Consider the following 15321-nt stretch of genomic DNA (forward strand, 5'->3'; position numbering starts at 1 on the left):
CGGGGGCGGGGCGGGCTGCGCGGAGTCGCGGAGGCGCGGAGGCGCGGCGTTACGGAGGCGCGGAGGCCCGGAGTCGCGGAGGCGCGGCGTTACGGAGGCGCTCGTTCGGGTGGGGCGGTTTTCCACAACCGTGGATGTGTTCACAGCCCCCGGCGGGATTCCGTCGGGGGCTTCATCGTGGGGTGCGCAAGCCGTTCCCGCGTCTCAGGTGGTGTCCCGTGTCCATGTCGTCCGCGCCCTCTCCCTGCCGTCGGTCCCCGTTCCCGCGTCCGCACGGCGCCGATGTGCCGCCGCCGTGCGAGGTGCCGCAGTTCGACCCCGTGCGGGTGCGCGGTGCGCTGCCGCTCGCGGGCCGGCTGGCGCGGCACCGGAGGCGGGCGGTGGCGGTCGGTCTCGCGGTGACCGCGGCGGCGCTCGTCGCGGCGGGCCCGAGGGACACCGACCGGTCGCGCGGACACCCCGAGCCGGCCAGGGCGGCGGCCGGGACTCCCGTGGCGTCCGGCGGCGACGACCGTCCCGTACGGCAGCGACGCGCGGGTAGGACGGTCACCGCGCCGGTGCGGATCGCCGACGCGGCCACGGTCCGGCTGCTGCGGCCCGGCGACCGGGTCGACGTGATCGCGGCCGAGGAGACGGTGTCCGGCGGTGAGGCGCGGGTGGTCGCGCGCGGGGCGCGGGTCAGGGAGGTGCCGGAGCCGGCGGACGGTGACGGGGGCGCGCTGGTCGTCCTGTCGGTGCCGCGCGACACGGCGGCCGAGCTGGCGGGCGCGAGCGCCACGGCACGGCTGGCGGTGACGCTGTGGTGACGCAAGCAGTACCCGCCACCCTGACCGGCGGGCGGTCGTCCCCGCCCGCCCCCTCAGCTCCCCCCGTACAGCTCCCCGTACGACGGCCACGCCCCGCCCGGACCGTCCACCGGGGTGGCTGCCCGCACCGCGCGGACGATCGCCCGGGTCAACAGGTCCGCGCCCGCCGCGAGCACCTCGTTCAGTGCAAGGGGGTCCTTCGCCTCCAGCGGGCGGGTGCCGGTGGCCAGGGTGAAGACGGTGTCGCCGTCGTTCAGCAGATGCACGGGGCGGACGGCGCGTGCGATGCCGTCGTGCGCGGTGCCGGCCAGCTTCTGCGCCTGTGCGCGGGTCAGGTCGGCGTCGGTGGCGACCACGGCGAGGGTGGTGTTCATCGGCGGCGGGGCGTTGCGCTCGGCGGACTCCGCCAGGCGGCGCCGTGCGGCCCGGTGCACCTCGGGGTCGGGCAGACGCGGGCGCCCGCCGAAGTACTCGCCGTAGAGGACCCCCGTCTCCAGGTCCACGGCCGACCCCACCGCGTTGGCGACCACGAGCGCGGCCACGGTCACTCCCGACGGCAGGACCGTGCTCGCCGAGCCGACCCCGCCCTTGAGCTGGCCCACGACGGCGCCCGTCCCGGCGCCCACGCAGCCCTGCGGCACGGGCGTCCCGGGTTCGGTGGCCGCGGCGGCCTCGATCGCCTCGCGGCCCAGGGCGGCGTCCGGCCGGGCCCGGAAGTCGCCGCCGCGCCGCAGGTCGAAGACGCAGGCGGCGGGCACGACCGGCACCACGTGCGCCGGTTCCGGACCGACCCGCACGCCGCGGCCCCGCTCCTCCAGCCAGGCCATCACCCCGGACGCCGCGTCGAGGCCGAAGGCGCTGCCGCCGGTCAGGGTGACCGCCTCCACGCGCTGCACCACGTTGCGCGGGTCCAGCGCGTCCGTCTCCTTCGTGCCGGGTCCACCGCCGCGCACGTCCACCGCGGCGACCGCGCCGCCGTCGGGGGCGAGCACCACCGTGGTCCCGGTGAGCCATCCGTCGCCGGTCCGTGTCGCGTGTCCCACGCGCACGCCGGCCACATCCGTCAGAGCGTCAGCCTTCATGGAGGCAGTCATGCCCCCGCGGCCCCGGCCGTACCCTGGACGCATGAGTACCGCTCCCGAGCCGCCGCGCGAGCCGAAGCCCGCGCTGGTCTTCGACGACCCGCTGGACCAGCCGACCTCCGACGACACGGACCGCGGCTGGGGCGAGCGCCCGCCCGGCGACAGCGCCGCCGACCTGAAGCGTTTCCTGGACGAGAAGCCGCCCCATCACATCTGACCGGGCGGCGGGGTGCCCTACCGTCCGCCGGCGCCGGGCTGCTCGCCGCCGTCGTCCGTCCGCAGGCTCTTGCCCACGCCCCGCGCGCCCTGCGCACGCTCGGCCAGCAGCGCGTCCCGGATCTCCTTCAGGACCTCCAGCTCGGTCACCTCGACGACCTCGTGGGCGCCTTCCTTCGCCTTGCGGCGGGCCTCCACACGGGCCAGGTACTTCGCCATGGGCAGCACCATGAGGAAGTAGACGACGGCCGCCGTGATCACGAACTGCAGCGTCGCGCCGAGGACCGAGCCCCACAGGATCCGCACGCCGGTCGCCGCGTCCCCGGTGCCCTCGCAGGGGCCCTTGAGGCAGGACGTGTAGCTGTCGAGGTTCTGGGTGCCGAACGCACCCACCAGCGGGTTGATGATCCCCTCGACGACCGAGTTGACGATGTTGGTGAAGGCGGCGCCGATGACGACCGCCACCGCCAGATCGATGACGTTCCCGCGCATCAGGAAGGCCTTGAAGCCCTGCCACAGGTTCGTCTTCTCCTGGTCGCTCACTGCGGGGCCTCATTTCTCGTGCGTAGGTGCGGAAGAAAGCGCTCCGCAACTTACGGCACCAGCGAGGAGCGGAGCCAAGGAGGGGGCGGAGTCACCGGCGTGCGCGGGTCGGCGCGCAACGGGTCGCGTCCCCTCCCCCACGCACCCCTGAAGTACCGTTTGACCAGGAGCAATTCAGGCCGTGGCGGGGTTCGCCGGGAACTTCTCGTGTGTTCCGCTCGTCGTTCGGGCATACGTTTTCCAGGTTCCCGGACACGACGTCCGGCCGAGGGGCTACGGTATGCACCCACAAGGTGACATGCAGCAACGCCGGGAGAAACCTTGAGCGTTCCGTACGAGACGGCAGCGTGCGAACCACCTGACTCGTCCGACTCACCGGAGGAGCATCTGGCGCGCCTCCTGGGCCGCGCCCTGAACTCCTTCGAGCTGCCGGACGAGACGATCCGCCGGCTGGACTGCGCGCTGGCGCACGACGGTTCCCTGCATTCGGCGCACCACAGCGCGGGTCTGCACCGGGAGACGTACCGGCACACGTGGCTGCTGGCGGACGGTTCCGCGCTGACGCTGTGGGAGCTGGTGCACAACACCGCCCCGGGCAGCGAGCCGCAGCACGAGGTGTACGTGGACGAGGAGGAGCTGCGGACGGCGACGGCGCGGCTGCCGCTCCCGCCGGAGGCCCCGGACTTCGAACTGCCGGTGACTGAACCCGCGTTCACGCTGCCCGCGGTGCGCCATGCGTACATCCCGGACGGCTCCCCCGATCACGCGCGGCGTTTACTGCGCCGCGCGGAGAACGCGGACCGGCCGGACGCCGCGACGGCGGCCCTGCTGTCGACGGCGTGCGCGCACCGCATCACCCAGGCGTTCGGCCGCCCGTCGCGGGCGGGCCGGGTCGCGCTGTGCTTCTCGCTGTACGAGCACGCGTTCCTGCTGGGGGACGGCGGCGAGGTCTCTCTGTGGGAGGTCGAGCACACGCTGACGCCGGACGGGCGGCACATGTGCGAGGTGTACGCGAGTGAGGACACCGCCCGGCGGGCGATGGAGCGCCGGGCCGCGCGGGGCTGCTGAACCCCGGCTGCTCCCGGCGCGGAGCGCCAGGCACGGCGCTCCGGTCTAGTCCCCTTCGGAGAGGCGCCGTACGAGGACGGCGAACGCGTCGCGTTCGGCCTCGGTGAGGCGTACGGTCTCCGCGCTCGGGCCTGTGGCCCGCTGCCGCGGGATGGTCGGGGCGCCGTGCTGGGTGTGGGTGTGTGCCGGGACGGGCTGCTCCGCCCCGGCGTGGTGGCGCGCGCGCCTGCGGAGGCGTACGCGGCGCCTGAGGGCGTCGGCCAGACCGGCCGCGCAGGCCACAACCACCAGGGTGAGGACGGTGGCACCCGTCGTCCGCGAGAGGGTCTCGTGCTCAGCCATGCCGCCCAGTACACACCACGGTCCGGGGAGTTGTACCCCGGACCGTGACGATCGTGATCTATATCGCACTAGGCATGAACTGCCCACACACCCCCAAACGGACTCATCGTCACACCGTCTGCGCGGCGACCGTCTCCTTGCCCGCCGCCGTGCTCCCGGCCGCCGGGGCGGGGGCGGTGTCCGCGTCCGTCGCCGGAGTGGCCGGACCTGCCGTGCGGCGCAGGCCCTTGAGGACGATCACGAGGGCCGTGGTGACGCCGACACCGGCGGCGACGGCGACCAGGTAGAGCAGCGGGTTGCCGATGAGGGGCACCACGAAGATGCCGCCGTGGGGTGCGCGCAGGGTGGCGCCGAACGCCATGGACAGGGCGCCGGTGACCGCGCCGCCGGCCATCGAGGCGGGGATGACGCGGAGCGGGTCGGCGGCGGCGAAGGGGATGGCGCCCTCGGAGATGAAGGAGGCGCCGAGGACCCAGGCGGCCTTGCCGTTCTCGCGTTCGGCGCGGTTGAAGAGCCGGCCGCGCACGGTGGTCGCGAGGGCCATGGCCAGCGGCGGGACCATTCCGGCGGCCATCACCGCGGCCATCACCTTCATCGCCGAGTCGCTGGGATCGGCGACGGCGATGCCGGCGGTGGCGAAGGTGTAGGCGACCTTGTTGACGGGCCCGCCGAGGTCGAAGCACATCATCAGGCCGAGGAGGGCGCCCAGCAGCACGGCGTTGGCGCCGGTGAGGCCGTTCAGCCAGTCCGTCATGCCCTTCTGGGCCTCGGCGATGGGCTTGCCGATGACGACGAACATCAGGAAGCCGACGACCGCCGAGGAGATCAGCGGGATCACCACCACCGGCATGATGCCGCGCAGCGCCGCCGGGATGTTCACCCGCTGAATGGCGAGCACCACACCGCCGGCGATCAGGCCGGCGGCGAGGCCGCCGAGGAAGCCGGCGTTGATGGTGAGGGAGATGGCGCCGCCGACGAAGCCGGGGACGAGTCCGGGCCGGTCGGCCATGCCGTAGGCGATGTAGCCGGCGAGGACGGGGACGAGGAAGCCGAAGGCGACGCCGCCGATCTGGAAGAGCAGCGCGCCCCAGCTGTCGGCCTGGGTCCACACGAAGTGGTCCATGACCGACGGGGCCTCGTTGATCTCGTAGCCGCCGATCGCGAAGCCGAGGGCGATGAGGAGACCTCCGGCGGCGACGAACGGGACCATGTAGCTGACGCCGGACATCAGCCAGCGGCGCAGACGGGTGCCGTAGCCCTCGCCTTCGGTGCCGGCGCGTTCGACGGGGGTGGCTCCCCCGGCGGGAGCGGCCTCGGTGGTCTCGCCCCGGGCGGCCTTGTCGCGGACCTCGGTGATGAGGGCGGCGGGACGGTTGATGGCGGCCTTCACGCCCGTGTCGACGGTGGGCTTGCCGGCGAAGCGCTGCTTGTCCCGTACGGGGACGTCGTGGGCGAGGATCACGCCGTCCGCGGCGGCGATCACGGCCGGGTCGAGCCGGGTGAAGCCGGCGGAGCCCTGCGTCTCGACGACGATCTCCACGCCCGCCTCACGGCCGGCGTTCTCCAGGGACTCGGCGGCCATGTACGTGTGGGCGATGCCGGTGGGGCAGGAGGTGACGGCGACGATCCGGAAGGGGCGGTCGCCGTCGGCGGCGGGGCCCGTGACGGCGCCGACGGAGGCCGCCGCCGGCGCCGCCACGGAGTCGTCGGGGGCAGGGCCCGCACCCTCGGAAGTACCGCCCTCGGAAGCCGCGCCCCCGGAAGCCGCCCCCTCGGAAGCCACTCCCTGGGATCCAGCACCCTCAGAAACCGCGCCCCCGGAAGCCGCCCCCTCGGAAGCCACACCCTGGGATCCAGCACCCTCAGAAACCGCGCCCCCGGAAGCCGCACCCTCCGAAGCCGCCCCCTCCGAAGCCGCACCCCCCGAGCCCGTCTCCTCCCCCCGGATCAGCGCCGCCGCGCGCCCCGCGTCGGTCTCGGCCCGCAGCGCGTCCGTGAACTCGCTGTTCATCAGCCGCCGCGCGAGGGCGGACAGCAAGGTGAGGTGGGCGTCGTCCGCGCCGGCCGGGGCGGCGATGAGGAAGATCAGGTCGGCGGGCCCGTCGGGGGCGCCGAAGTCGACGCCTGCGGCGCTGCGGCCGAAGGCGAGGGTCGGCTCGGTGACGTGGGCGCTGCGGCAGTGGGGGATGCCGATGCCGCCGTCGAGGCCGGTCGGCATCTGCGCCTCACGGGCGGCGACGTCGGCCAGGAAGCCCTCCAGGTCGGTGACCCGGCCCAGGGCCACCATGCGCTCGGCGAGGGCGCGGGCCGCCGCTTCCTTGGTGTCGGCGGACAGGTCGAGATCGACCAGGTCCGCGGTGATGGTGTCGCTCATCGCGGGCTCCTTCGCACGCGTATCGCCCGGGTGGCCCGTACGGCGGGCCGGGCGGGGGTGGGGACGAGAGGGGGACGGGGGAGCTCGTAGGAGAGGTCGTGGGACAGGGGGTCGGCGGGTGTCATCCGGCGGCTCCGTCCAGCGGCCGGTCGACGGGGATGTCGGCGGTGACGGTCACGGCGGCGGGGTCGAGGTCGCCGGGGGACGGCATGACGCTGCCGGGGAGGCGTACGGCGGCGGCGCCGTGGGCGACGGCGGAGGCGAGCGCCTCGGGTCCGCGCCCTCCGGCGACGAGGAAGCCGGCGAGGGAGGCGTCGCCGGCGCCGACGTTGCTGCGGACGGCGTCGACGGGGGCGGTGCCGTACCAGGCGCCGTCGGCGTCGACGAGGAGCTGGCCGGCGGCGCCCAGGCTGGCGAGGACCGCGCCGGCGCCGGTCTCGCGCAGGTCTTCGGCGGCCTTGAGGGCGTCGCCCACGGTGGCGAGGGGACGACCGACGGCCTCGGCGAGCTCCTCGGCGTTGGGCTTGACGACGTCGGGGTGTTCGCGAAGGGCGGCGAGCAGGGCGGGCCCCGAGGTGTCGAGGGCGATGCGCAGGCCGGCGGCGTGGACGCGGGCGACGACGGCGGCGTACCAGGAGGGGCCGAGGCCGCGCGGGAGGCTGCCGCAGCAGACGATCCAGTCGGCGCCGGCGGCGTGGCGGCGGACGGTGTCGAGGAGGTTCTCCTGCTCGGCGGGGGTGAGCTCGGGGCCGGGCGCGTTGATCTTCGTGAGGACGCCGTCGGCCTCGGCGAGGGCGATGTTGGAGCGGGTGGCGCCGGTGACGGGGACGGGGGCGACCTCGATGCCCTGGGCGTGGAGGAGGTCGGCGACGAGGGCGCCGGGGGCGCCGCCGAGCGGCAGGACGGCGACGGTGCGGCGGCCGGCGGCGGCGACGGCGCGGGAGACGTTGACGCCCTTGCCGCCGGGGTCGACGCGTTCGCCGGTGGCGCGGACGACCTCGCCGCGGTCCAGGGACGGCACCTCGTAGGTGCGGTCCAGGGACGGGTTGGGGGTGACGGTGAGGATCATGCGCGTACCACTTCCGTGCCGCCGGCCTCGATGGCGGCGGCGTCCTGCGGGCTCAGCCCGGTGTCGGTGACGATCAGGTCGACGTCGTCGAGGCCGCCGAAGCGGGCGAAGTGCTCCTTGCCGTGCTTGGAGGAGTCGACGAGCAGCACCACGCGCCGGGCGGCGGCCATCGCGGCGCGCTTCACCGCGGCCTCGGCGAGGTCGGGGGTGGTGAGCCCGTGCTCGGCGGAGAACCCGTTGGCGGCGAGGAACAGCACGTCGGCGCGGATCTCGGCGTACGCCCTGAGCGCCCAGGCGTCGACGGCGGCGCGGGTGCGGTGCCGTACGCGTCCGCCGACGAGGTGGAGCTGGATGCCGGGGTGGTCGGCGAGGCGGGCCGCGATGGGCAGGCTGTGGGTGACGACGGTGAGGGAGAGCTCCGGGGTCAGGAAGCCCGCGAGACGGGCGGCGGTCGACCCGGCGTCGACGATCATGGTGCCGTCGGCGGGGACCTCGGCGAGGGCGGCGCGGGCGATGCGGTCCTTCTCGTCGGCGGCGGTCGTCTCGCGTTCGGCGAGGTCGGGTTCGAAGTCGAGGCGTCCGGCGGGGATGGCGCCGCCGTGGACCCGGCGGACGAGTCCGGCGCGGTCCAGTGCCTTGAGGTCCCGGCGGATGGTCTCGGCGGTCACCTGGAACTCCTCGGCGAGGGAGACCACGTCGACGCGTCCGCTGTCGCGGGCGAGACGCAGGATCTCCTGCTGCCGTTCCGGTGCGTACATGGCCGCCAGCCTCCCGGTTCCGTCCGCGTCCGCACCCGTCGCGCGACCGCGTCCGTGTCCGAACGTGTGATTTCGCTGGGAGGCTACGTCGGGATGTCCGGAAAGTAAACAGTCGGAGCCCGAAAGCGGGCATGACCGGGCGTCCGGTCATGCCCGTTTCCGGGCTCCGTCCAACCAGCACACGGCTCTGTCAGGGCACCAGCACCCGCTCCTTCTCCTCTGTCACCGGCGTCTCCTCGGCGCCCGCGCCGCCCTCGACGTGCTGCGCCGGCCGCTTCGGCAGGGCGAACATCAGCAGGAAGATCACGCCGAGCACCGCGGCCACCCAGCCCAGTGCGTGGGTGAAACCGTCCACGAAGGCGGGGCCCACCTCGGCGGGCGCGAGCGGTTCGTCGATGACGCCGAAGAACACCACCGACACCAGGCCGAGGCCGAGCGCGTTGCCCATCTGCTGCACGGTGTTGATGAGCCCCGACGCCGATCCGGCGTGCTCGCGCGGCACCTCGGACAGCACCGCGTCCGTCAGCGGGGCCACGATGAGGCCCATGCCGGCGCCCATCACGACCAGCGGGAGCGCCATCTGCCAGGACGTGATGCCGAGCCCGTACCGTTCGGCCTCCGTCAGGTAGATCAGCACGCCCGCCGCCATCACCAGGGCGCCCGCCTGGAGCACCTTGCGGCCGAAGCGCGGGACGAGCTGCTGCACGGACATCCCTGCCGCGACCGACACCGCGAGGGAGAACGGCACGCCCGTCAGTCCGGCGCGCAGCGCGCTCCAGCCCAGCCCGATCTGCATGTAGAGCGTCCAGACCAGGAAGAACACGCCGAGGCCGACGCCGAACACCGTCTGGACGGCGATGCCCGCCGCGAAGCTCTTCACGCGGAACAGCGACACCTCGATCAGCGGGGACCCGTCCCGGGCGCCCTTGGCCCGCTCGTACGCCACCAGCGCCGCGAACACGACGAGCGCGCCCGCCATCGACACGTAGCCCCACACCGGCCAGCCCAGCTCGCGGCCGCGGGTGAGCGGGTAGAGCAGCATCAGCAGGGCGAGGGTGACGAGGGCGACGCCGGGCAGGTCGAGCTTCAGGGCGCGGGGCGCCCTGGACTCGGTGATGAAACGGCTGCCGAGGACGAGGGCGGCGACGCCGACGGGCAGGTTGATCAGGAAGATCGGCCGCCACTCCAGGCCGAAGAGGTTCCCCTCCGTCAGCAGCGCGCCGAGCAGCGGTCCTGAGACCGCGCCGAGGCCGACGATCGCGCCGAACAGGCCGAAGACCTTGCCGCGTTCGTGCGCGGGGAAGGTGGCGTGGACGATCGAGAGCACCTGCGGCACCATCAGCGCGGCCATGCCGCCCTGGAGGATGCGGGAGGCGACCAGCATCTCGGGGTTCACGGCGAGCCCGCACAGGGCGGAGGCGACGGTGAAGCCGCCGATGCCGACGAGGAAGATCCGCTTGCGGCCGTGGATGTCACCGAGCCGTCCGCCGGTGACCAGCCCGGCGGCGAAGGCGAGCGCGTAACCGGCGGTGATCCACTGGATCTGGCTGAAGGTGGCGCCCTCGTCACGCTGGATCGACGGGACGGCGATGTTGACGATGGTGACGTCGACGAGGTCCATGAAGGCCGCGGTCATCACGATGGCCAGCGCGAACCAGCGCCGGCGGTCGCCCGTGGCGGGCTCCGGGGTCGGTGCGTGAGCGATGTCGGTGGAGTGCATGTCCGTGACGCTAGAACCCCAGTAGGTCAGATCCGGTCCTAGTGGTGCGGCATGCTCGACGCATGACGACGGACACCCCGGCACGGCTGCTCCAGTTGCTCTCGCTCCTCCAGACGCCCCGCGAATGGCCCGGCGGCGAGCTGGCCGGCCGGCTCGGCGTCTCCCGGCGCACGGTCCGCCGGGACATCGAGCGGCTGCGGGACCTCGGCTACCCCGTGCAGGCGACGATGGGCTCGGACGGCGGCTACCGGCTCGTCGCGGGCAAGGCGATGCCGCCGCTGGTGCTGGACGACGAGGAGGCGGTCGCGATCGCGGTCGGCCTGCGGGCCGGCGCCGGGCACGCCCTGGAGGGCGTGGACGAGGCGTCGGTACGGGCGCTGGCGAAGCTGGAGCAGGTGCTGCCCGGCAGGCTGCGCCACCGCGTCAGTGTGCTCCAGGCCGCGACGACCCCCCTGACCAGCGGCGACGGTCCGACCATCGCCCCGGAGACGCTCACGGTGATGGCGTCCACGGTGGCCGGGAACGAACGCCTGCGGTTCTCCTACCGCGCCGCCGACGGCACCGAGTCCCGGCGGCTGACCGAACCGCACCGCCTGGTGTCCACCGGCCGCCGCTGGTACCTGGTCGCCTACGACCTCGACCGCGCGGACTGGCGCACCTTCCGCGTCGACCGGGTCAGCGACCCCTTCGCCACCGGCGCCCGCTTCACCCCGCGCGAGCTGCCGACGGGCAGCGCCGCGGAGTTCCTGCGCCGGTCCGTGAACCGCGCACTCGACTCGTACGAGATCACCGTCACGTTCGCCGCGCCCGCCGCGACGGTCGCGTCCCGGCTCCCGCCCTGGATGGGTGCGCCCGAGCCGCTGGACGAGGCCAGCTGCCGGCTCCGGGCGACGGTGAGCGGCCCGAAGGACTGGATGGCGGTACGCCTGGCCATGATGGGGCACGCCTTCACGGTGCAGGATCCTCCGGAACTGGCGGAGGCGGCACGGGTGTTGGGGGCGCGGCTGACGGAGGCGGCGGGATAGCGCGCCCTGTCGACCTACGGCTCCTCCACCACCGCGTCCCACGGGAAGTCCCGTAGGGCTGACAAGTTGGCGGCGGCCAGTTCGGCGGGACCGTCCGGGCCCTCCGCCGGACCGTCCCCCGCCGCCCAGCTCTCCATGGCGGTGCGGACGGCCGCGCCCGCGACGGACGCGGCGAAGCACAGGCGGGAGCGGGCGGCGACGTCGGCGTCCGGCGGCGGGGGCGCGCCGCCGGTCAGCCGGTGGGCCAGCGCCTCCGCGAGGTGCCGGTCCGCGGCGCGGCAGGCCTCCGCCCACACCCTGCCCAGCGCGGGGTTGTCGGCCGCGAGGCGGATGAGGGTGCGGACCCAGTTCCATGACTCCTCGGAGACCCCGCGGCCGGGGGTGAGGGCGTACCGGGCGGCCTCCTCGAGCACGCGCGGCAGGGGTGTCCCGGCGGGGGCGGTGCGGACCGCGTCCACCCAGCGCCGGGCGCCGAGCGCGTAGAGGGGGCCGATGGCCTCCTCCTTGGTGGGGAAGTACCGGTAGAAGGTGCGCGGGGCGACGCCGGCCGCGTGGGCGATGTCCTCGGCGCGGGTGGCGCGCAGGCCGTTCCGGACGAAGAGGGCGGCGGCGGTACGGGCGATGTGGAGGCGGGTCTGCGCCTTGCGCCGTTCGGTCAACGAGCCGTCGGACGCCGGGTCTTCGGGGAACGGCGGGGGCGGCGTCGGGGTGGTGCTGCTCACGTTCGGCAGGCTATGCCCATGTGGCACAATCTGCCATCTGGCGGGCCACCCCGGGGTTCAGGTCCGGGGTGACCCGCTGTTGAGCGCTACAGAAAAAGCCGGGCCCGGCGCCCGGGGGGACAGGCGCCGGACCCGGCGTGGGAAGTCCCGGCGCCGGGGGGGTGGTGCGTCGGGACGTGGTGCGTGGGCCGGCCCCGGAGCCTTGCGGCCCCGAAGCTTTCCGACTGCTGGGTTCTCACGTCTTGTTCCCTGCTCCCGCCGGGTTGAAGCGGCGGGGAACAGCCATGTTTGCGCGGTCTTCCGCCACCCGGCGCACACGGCCCGCGCCCCTCACGCGACCGCGCGGGACACGGCCGTCACGCGGGACGGCCGGGCGCGCGGACGCGGGGGCCGGGCGCCGCGCCGGCGGACGGGAGACCCCGTCACGCCGCCGCGTCGAACCCGGTGGAACGGGCCAGCTTCTTCAGCTCCAGCAGCGCGTGCTTCTCGATCTGGCGGATGCGCTCGCGCGTCAGACCGTGCTCCTTGCCGACCTCGGTCAGCGTGCGCTCCCGGCCGTCCTCGATGCCGTAGCGCATCTTGATGATGGAGGCCGTGCGCTGGTCGAGCCGGCCGATCAGGTCGTCGAGCTCCTCGCTGCGCAGCAGTGTCATCACGGACTGCTCCGGCGACACCGCGGAGGTGTCCTCCAGGAGGTCGCCGAACTGGGTCTCGCCCTCGTCGTCCACCGACATGTTCAGCGAGACCGGGTCGCGCGCCCAGTCGAGCACGTCGGTGACGCGCTCCGGCGTGGAGCCGAGCTCGGCGGCGATCTCCGCGGGCTCGGCGTCACGGCCGTGCTCACGGTTGAACTCGCGCTGCACACGGCGTATCCGGCCCAGCTCCTCCACGAGGTGGACGGGCAGGCGGATCGTGCGCGACTGGTCGGCTATGGACCGGGTGATGGCCTGCCGGATCCACCAGGTGGCGTACGTCGAGAACTTGAACCCCTTGCGGTAGTCGAACTTCTCGACCGCGCGGACCAGGCCGGCGTTGCCCTCCTGGATCAGGTCGAGCAGCGGCAGACCGCTGCGCGGGTACCGCCGGGCGACGGCGACGACCAGGCGGAGGTTGGAACGGATGAAGATGTCCTTCGCCCGCTCGCCCTCGTCGACCAGGGCCTGGAGCTCCTCAGGGGTCGCTCCGGCCTTGTTCTCCTCGAGGCCGTCGAGGATCTGTCGTGCGAACACACCCGCTTCGATGATCTGGGACAGCTCGACCTCCTTGGCGGCGTCGAGCAGCGGTGTGCGCGCGATCTCGTCGAGGTACATGCCGACCAGGTCGCGATCGGCGATCTCGCCGCCATGGGCGCGAACACTGCTTGCCGAGTCGACCGTCTCGCCGGAGGCGGACTGACGACGGGCGACGGCACGGGTTGCCATGCGTGCTCCCTTGCGATGATGAGGTCAGCGGGTGGTCCTGCGGACACTCGGCACGGTCTTCAGAATCTCTTCCGGACTCTGCTCGGGTGCCCGCATCCGTAGGAAACAACGACTGGAATCAGGACAGAATTCCCAACCCGCCCCCCGATTTTTCTGATCATGCAGTACCCTGTCCGGCCACGCAGGGAGGTGCGATGGCGTCCGACGACGCGGAGGTGCAGGTCAGGCCGGGGGCCGAGGGTGACCTCGTGGCCCTCACCGACCTCTACAACCACTACGTACGTGAGACGGCCGTCACGTTCGACACCGCGCCGTTCACTCCGGCGGAGCGACGCCCCTGGCTGCTCTCCCACCCTGTAGACGGCCCCCACCGCCTCATGGTTGCCACGGACGCCACCTCCGGCCGGGTCCTCGGGTACGCGTCGTCGAGCCCGTTCCGTGTGAAGCCCGCCTACGCGACGTCCGTGGAGACGACGGTGTACGTCGCCCCGGACGCCGGCAGGCGCGGCATCGGCACCCTGCTCTACCAGGCGCTTTTCGACGCCCTGGCGGACGAGGGCCTGCACCGCGCCTACGCGGGCATCGCCCAGCCGAACGCCGGCTCGACGCGCCTGCACGAGAAGTTCGGCTTCCGGTACGTCGGCACGTACCGAGAGGTGGGTCACAAGTTCGGCCGCTGGTGGGACGTGGCCTGGCACGAGAAGGAGCTGTGACGCGGCCGTCCCCGCGACGGACCGGCCCTCAGCCGAACTGCACCGACCGCTTGGCCAGCCCCATCCAGAACCCGTCGATCACGGACTTCTGTTCCCCGAGCTCCCCGGCCGCGTCGGCGGCGCCCATCGTGACGAAGAGCGGGGCGAAGTGCTCGGTGCGCGGGTGGGCGAGCCGGCCCGCCGGTGACTTGCAGGTGAAGTCGAGCAGCGCGTCCACGTCCCGCGCCTGGAGCGCCTCCCTGCCCCACGCGTCGAACTCGGCCGACCAGGCGGGGATGCCGCCCTGGCGCAGCGCGGCGAGGTTGTGGGTGAAGAAACCGGAGCCGATGATCAGCACGCCCTCGTCCCGCAGCGGCGCGAGCCGGCGGCCGATCTCCATCAGCTTCACGGGGTCCAGGGTGGGCATGGACACCTGGAGGACGGGGATGTCGGCGTCCGGGTACATCTCGACGAGCGGCACGTAGGCGCCGTGGTCCAGGCCCCGGTCGGGGACGTCCTGGACGGGGGTGCCGGGGGCGCGCAGCAGCTTGCGCACGGACTCGGCCAGCTCGGGGGCGCCGGGGGCCGGGTAGGTCACCCGGTAGTAGTGCTCGGGGAAGCCCCAGAAGTCGTAGACGAGGGGGACCGTCTCGGTGGCGCCGAGCGCAAGCGGGGCCTCCTCCCAGTGGGCGGAGACGACGAGGATCGCCTTGGGGCGGGGCAGGCCCGCGGACCAGGCGGCCAGCTCGCCGGGCCAGACGGGGTCGTCGGCCAGGGGCGGGGCGCCGTGGCTGAGGTAGAGCGCCGGCATGCGCTCCTGAGTGGCGGCGGTCATGACGGCGACTCCTTTCGGGCATCTGCTTGAACTCTCAACTTCCACGGCCGACTGTACGCCCCATTTGTTTAACCTTCAAGGAGAACGCCCGTACAGTGGAGTACATGAACACGGCACCCGCATCTTCGGCAGCCGCCGGGGAGCCACGCTGGCTCACCGACGAGGAACAGCGCGTCTGGCGTGCGTACGTCGACGCCACCACGCTTCTCGAGGACCACCTCGACCGTCAGCTCCAGCGGGACGCGGGCATGCCGCACGTCTACTACGGGCTGCTGGTGACGCTGGCCGAGGCGCCGCGCCGGCGCCTGCGGATGACGGAGCTGGCGAAGGACGCCAAGATCACCCGCTCGCGTCTGTCGCACGCGGTCGCGCGCCTGGAGAAGAACGGCTGGGTCCGCCGGGAGGACTGCCCCTCGGACAAGCGCGGCCAGTTCGCCGTGCTCACCGACGAGGGCGTGGACGTCCTGCGCCGCCACGCGCCCGGCCATGTCAACGCCGTACGGCAGGCGGTGTTCGACCGGCTCACCCCGGAACAGCAGAAGTCCCTCGGCGAGATCATGGGGATCGTCGCCGAGGGACTTCAGCCGAGCGAAGCGGGTGCGGACCTGCCCTGGCTCCGCTGACGCGGCGGAAGCCGGGGCAGGTCCT

The 15321-nt window shown here is 73.5% G+C and carries 16 protein-coding genes; 6 read left to right on the forward strand and 10 right to left on the reverse strand.

All coding sequences use genetic code 11. The features are described from left to right. The first annotated feature begins 224 nt into the window (after positions 1-224). Positions 225-806, forward strand: a complete 582-nt coding sequence (locus AY578_RS13720) for a hypothetical protein (protein WP_052183272.1) — start codon at positions 225-227, stop codon at positions 804-806. 53 nt (positions 807-859) lie between these two features. Here AY578_RS13720 and AY578_RS13725 read toward each other — a convergent pair whose 3' ends face one another. Then, the gene (locus AY578_RS13725) at positions 860-1888 is read right to left on the reverse strand and encodes a P1 family peptidase (RefSeq protein WP_258902399.1); all 1029 of its coding nucleotides are present in this window, start codon (positions 1886-1888) and stop codon (positions 860-862) included. Positions 1889-1931: 43 nt separating this feature from the next. Between AY578_RS13725 and AY578_RS13730 the strand changes: the two genes are divergently transcribed. Continuing rightward, a complete protein-coding gene (locus tag AY578_RS13730; RefSeq protein ID WP_202503938.1) occupies positions 1932-2105 on the forward strand; it encodes a hypothetical protein in 174 nt (57 codons plus the stop codon). A 17-nt stretch (positions 2106-2122) separates the two neighbouring features. On the opposite strand, the gene mscL is transcribed toward AY578_RS13730, so the two are convergent. Continuing rightward, a complete protein-coding gene (gene mscL / locus AY578_RS13735; RefSeq protein ID WP_136239620.1) occupies positions 2123-2647 on the reverse strand; it encodes a large conductance mechanosensitive channel protein MscL in 525 nt (174 codons plus the stop codon). A gap of 321 nt (positions 2648-2968) precedes the next feature. On the opposite strand from mscL, the gene AY578_RS13740 reads away from it, so the two are divergent. Continuing rightward, complete coding sequence (locus AY578_RS13740) at positions 2969-3715, forward strand: DUF6227 family protein (RefSeq protein WP_258902400.1); 747 nt, start codon at positions 2969-2971, stop codon at positions 3713-3715. A gap of 45 nt (positions 3716-3760) precedes the next feature. Here AY578_RS13740 and AY578_RS13745 read toward each other — a convergent pair whose 3' ends face one another. The 5 genes from AY578_RS13745 to AY578_RS13765 all read right to left on the reverse strand — a co-directional run bounded on the left by AY578_RS13745 (position 3761) and on the right by AY578_RS13765 (position 9978). After that, entirely contained in the window at positions 3761-4057 is a 297-nt protein-coding gene (locus AY578_RS13745) for a hypothetical protein (RefSeq protein WP_019524168.1), read from the reverse strand. A 109-nt stretch (positions 4058-4166) separates the two neighbouring features. Next, positions 4167-6431: a fructose-specific PTS transporter subunit EIIC gene (locus tag AY578_RS13750; RefSeq protein WP_258902401.1), complete on the reverse strand. Its 2265-nt coding sequence runs from the start codon at positions 6429-6431 to the stop codon at positions 4167-4169. Between the two features lie 121 nt (positions 6432-6552). Continuing rightward, positions 6553-7500: a 1-phosphofructokinase gene (pfkB, locus tag AY578_RS13755; protein ID WP_019524166.1), complete on the reverse strand. Its 948-nt coding sequence runs from the start codon at positions 7498-7500 to the stop codon at positions 6553-6555. Next, entirely contained in the window at positions 7497-8258 is a 762-nt protein-coding gene (locus AY578_RS13760; RefSeq protein ID WP_215048952.1) for a DeoR/GlpR family DNA-binding transcription regulator, read from the reverse strand. The genes pfkB and AY578_RS13760 overlap by 4 nt, the downstream gene beginning before the upstream one ends. Positions 8259-8448: 190 nt before the next feature. Then, the gene (locus AY578_RS13765) at positions 8449-9978 is read right to left on the reverse strand and encodes an MFS transporter (protein ID WP_215048953.1); all 1530 of its coding nucleotides are present in this window, start codon (positions 9976-9978) and stop codon (positions 8449-8451) included. Positions 9979-10040: 62 nt separating this feature from the next. Between AY578_RS13765 and AY578_RS13770 the strand changes: the two genes are divergently transcribed. Next, positions 10041-11003 (forward strand): helix-turn-helix transcriptional regulator, encoded by a 963-nt coding sequence (locus AY578_RS13770; protein ID WP_019524163.1) that lies wholly within the window; start codon positions 10041-10043, stop codon positions 11001-11003. Positions 11004-11017: 14 nt separating this feature from the next. On the opposite strand, the gene AY578_RS13775 is transcribed toward AY578_RS13770, so the two are convergent. Both AY578_RS13775 and AY578_RS13780 read right to left on the reverse strand, forming a co-directional pair. Next, the gene (locus AY578_RS13775) at positions 11018-11725 is read right to left on the reverse strand and encodes a TetR/AcrR family transcriptional regulator (RefSeq protein ID WP_258902402.1); all 708 of its coding nucleotides are present in this window, start codon (positions 11723-11725) and stop codon (positions 11018-11020) included. Between the two features lie 422 nt (positions 11726-12147). Then, the gene (locus AY578_RS13780) at positions 12148-13146 is read right to left on the reverse strand and encodes a sigma-70 family RNA polymerase sigma factor (protein WP_019524161.1); all 999 of its coding nucleotides are present in this window, start codon (positions 13144-13146) and stop codon (positions 12148-12150) included. A 194-nt stretch (positions 13147-13340) separates the two neighbouring features. On the opposite strand from AY578_RS13780, the gene AY578_RS13785 reads away from it, so the two are divergent. Continuing rightward, positions 13341-13859: a GNAT family N-acetyltransferase gene (locus AY578_RS13785; protein ID WP_258902403.1), complete on the forward strand. Its 519-nt coding sequence runs from the start codon at positions 13341-13343 to the stop codon at positions 13857-13859. A 28-nt stretch (positions 13860-13887) separates the two neighbouring features. On the opposite strand, the gene AY578_RS13790 is transcribed toward AY578_RS13785, so the two are convergent. Then, entirely contained in the window at positions 13888-14649 is a 762-nt protein-coding gene (locus AY578_RS13790) for a dioxygenase family protein (protein WP_161107683.1), read from the reverse strand. A 128-nt stretch (positions 14650-14777) separates the two neighbouring features. On the opposite strand from AY578_RS13790, the gene AY578_RS13795 reads away from it, so the two are divergent. Continuing rightward, entirely contained in the window at positions 14778-15296 is a 519-nt protein-coding gene (locus AY578_RS13795; RefSeq protein ID WP_019524158.1) for a MarR family winged helix-turn-helix transcriptional regulator, read from the forward strand. Positions 15297-15321: the final 25 nt, after the last annotated feature.

The organism is Streptomyces thermocarboxydus (assembly GCF_024760485.1).
Taxonomy (GTDB): Bacteria; Actinomycetota; Actinomycetes; order Streptomycetales; family Streptomycetaceae; genus Streptomyces; species Streptomyces cellulosae.

Bases quoted from the DNA above. Each gene is read 5' to 3' on its own strand.
- AY578_RS13785 (WP_258902403.1), top strand. From the start codon at position 13,341: ATGGCGTCCGACGACGCGGAGGTGCAGGTCAGGCCGGGGGCCGAGGGT.
- AY578_RS13725 (WP_258902399.1), bottom strand. From the start codon at position 1,888: ATGAAGGCTGACGCTCTGACGGATGTGGCCGGCGTGCGCGTGGGACAC.
- AY578_RS13750 (WP_258902401.1), bottom strand. From the start codon at position 6,431: ATGAGCGACACCATCACCGCGGACCTGGTCGATCTCGACCTGTCCGCC.
- AY578_RS13790 (WP_161107683.1), bottom strand. From the start codon at position 14,649: ATGCCGGCGCTCTACCTCAGCCACGGCGCCCCGCCCCTGGCCGACGAC.
- AY578_RS13770 (WP_019524163.1), top strand. From the start codon at position 10,041: ATGACGACGGACACCCCGGCACGGCTGCTCCAGTTGCTCTCGCTCCTC.
- AY578_RS13765 (WP_215048953.1), bottom strand. From the start codon at position 9,978: ATGCACTCCACCGACATCGCTCACGCACCGACCCCGGAGCCCGCCACG.
- AY578_RS13745 (WP_019524168.1), bottom strand. From the start codon at position 4,057: ATGGCTGAGCACGAGACCCTCTCGCGGACGACGGGTGCCACCGTCCTC.
- AY578_RS13795 (WP_019524158.1), top strand. From the start codon at position 14,778: ATGAACACGGCACCCGCATCTTCGGCAGCCGCCGGGGAGCCACGCTGG.
- AY578_RS13730 (WP_202503938.1), top strand. From the start codon at position 1,932: ATGAGTACCGCTCCCGAGCCGCCGCGCGAGCCGAAGCCCGCGCTGGTC.
- AY578_RS13780 (WP_019524161.1), bottom strand. From the start codon at position 13,146: ATGGCAACCCGTGCCGTCGCCCGTCGTCAGTCCGCCTCCGGCGAGACG.
- AY578_RS13720 (WP_052183272.1), top strand. From the start codon at position 225: ATGTCGTCCGCGCCCTCTCCCTGCCGTCGGTCCCCGTTCCCGCGTCCG.
- AY578_RS13760 (WP_215048952.1), bottom strand. From the start codon at position 8,258: ATGTACGCACCGGAACGGCAGCAGGAGATCCTGCGTCTCGCCCGCGAC.
- pfkB (WP_019524166.1), bottom strand. From the start codon at position 7,500: ATGATCCTCACCGTCACCCCCAACCCGTCCCTGGACCGCACCTACGAG.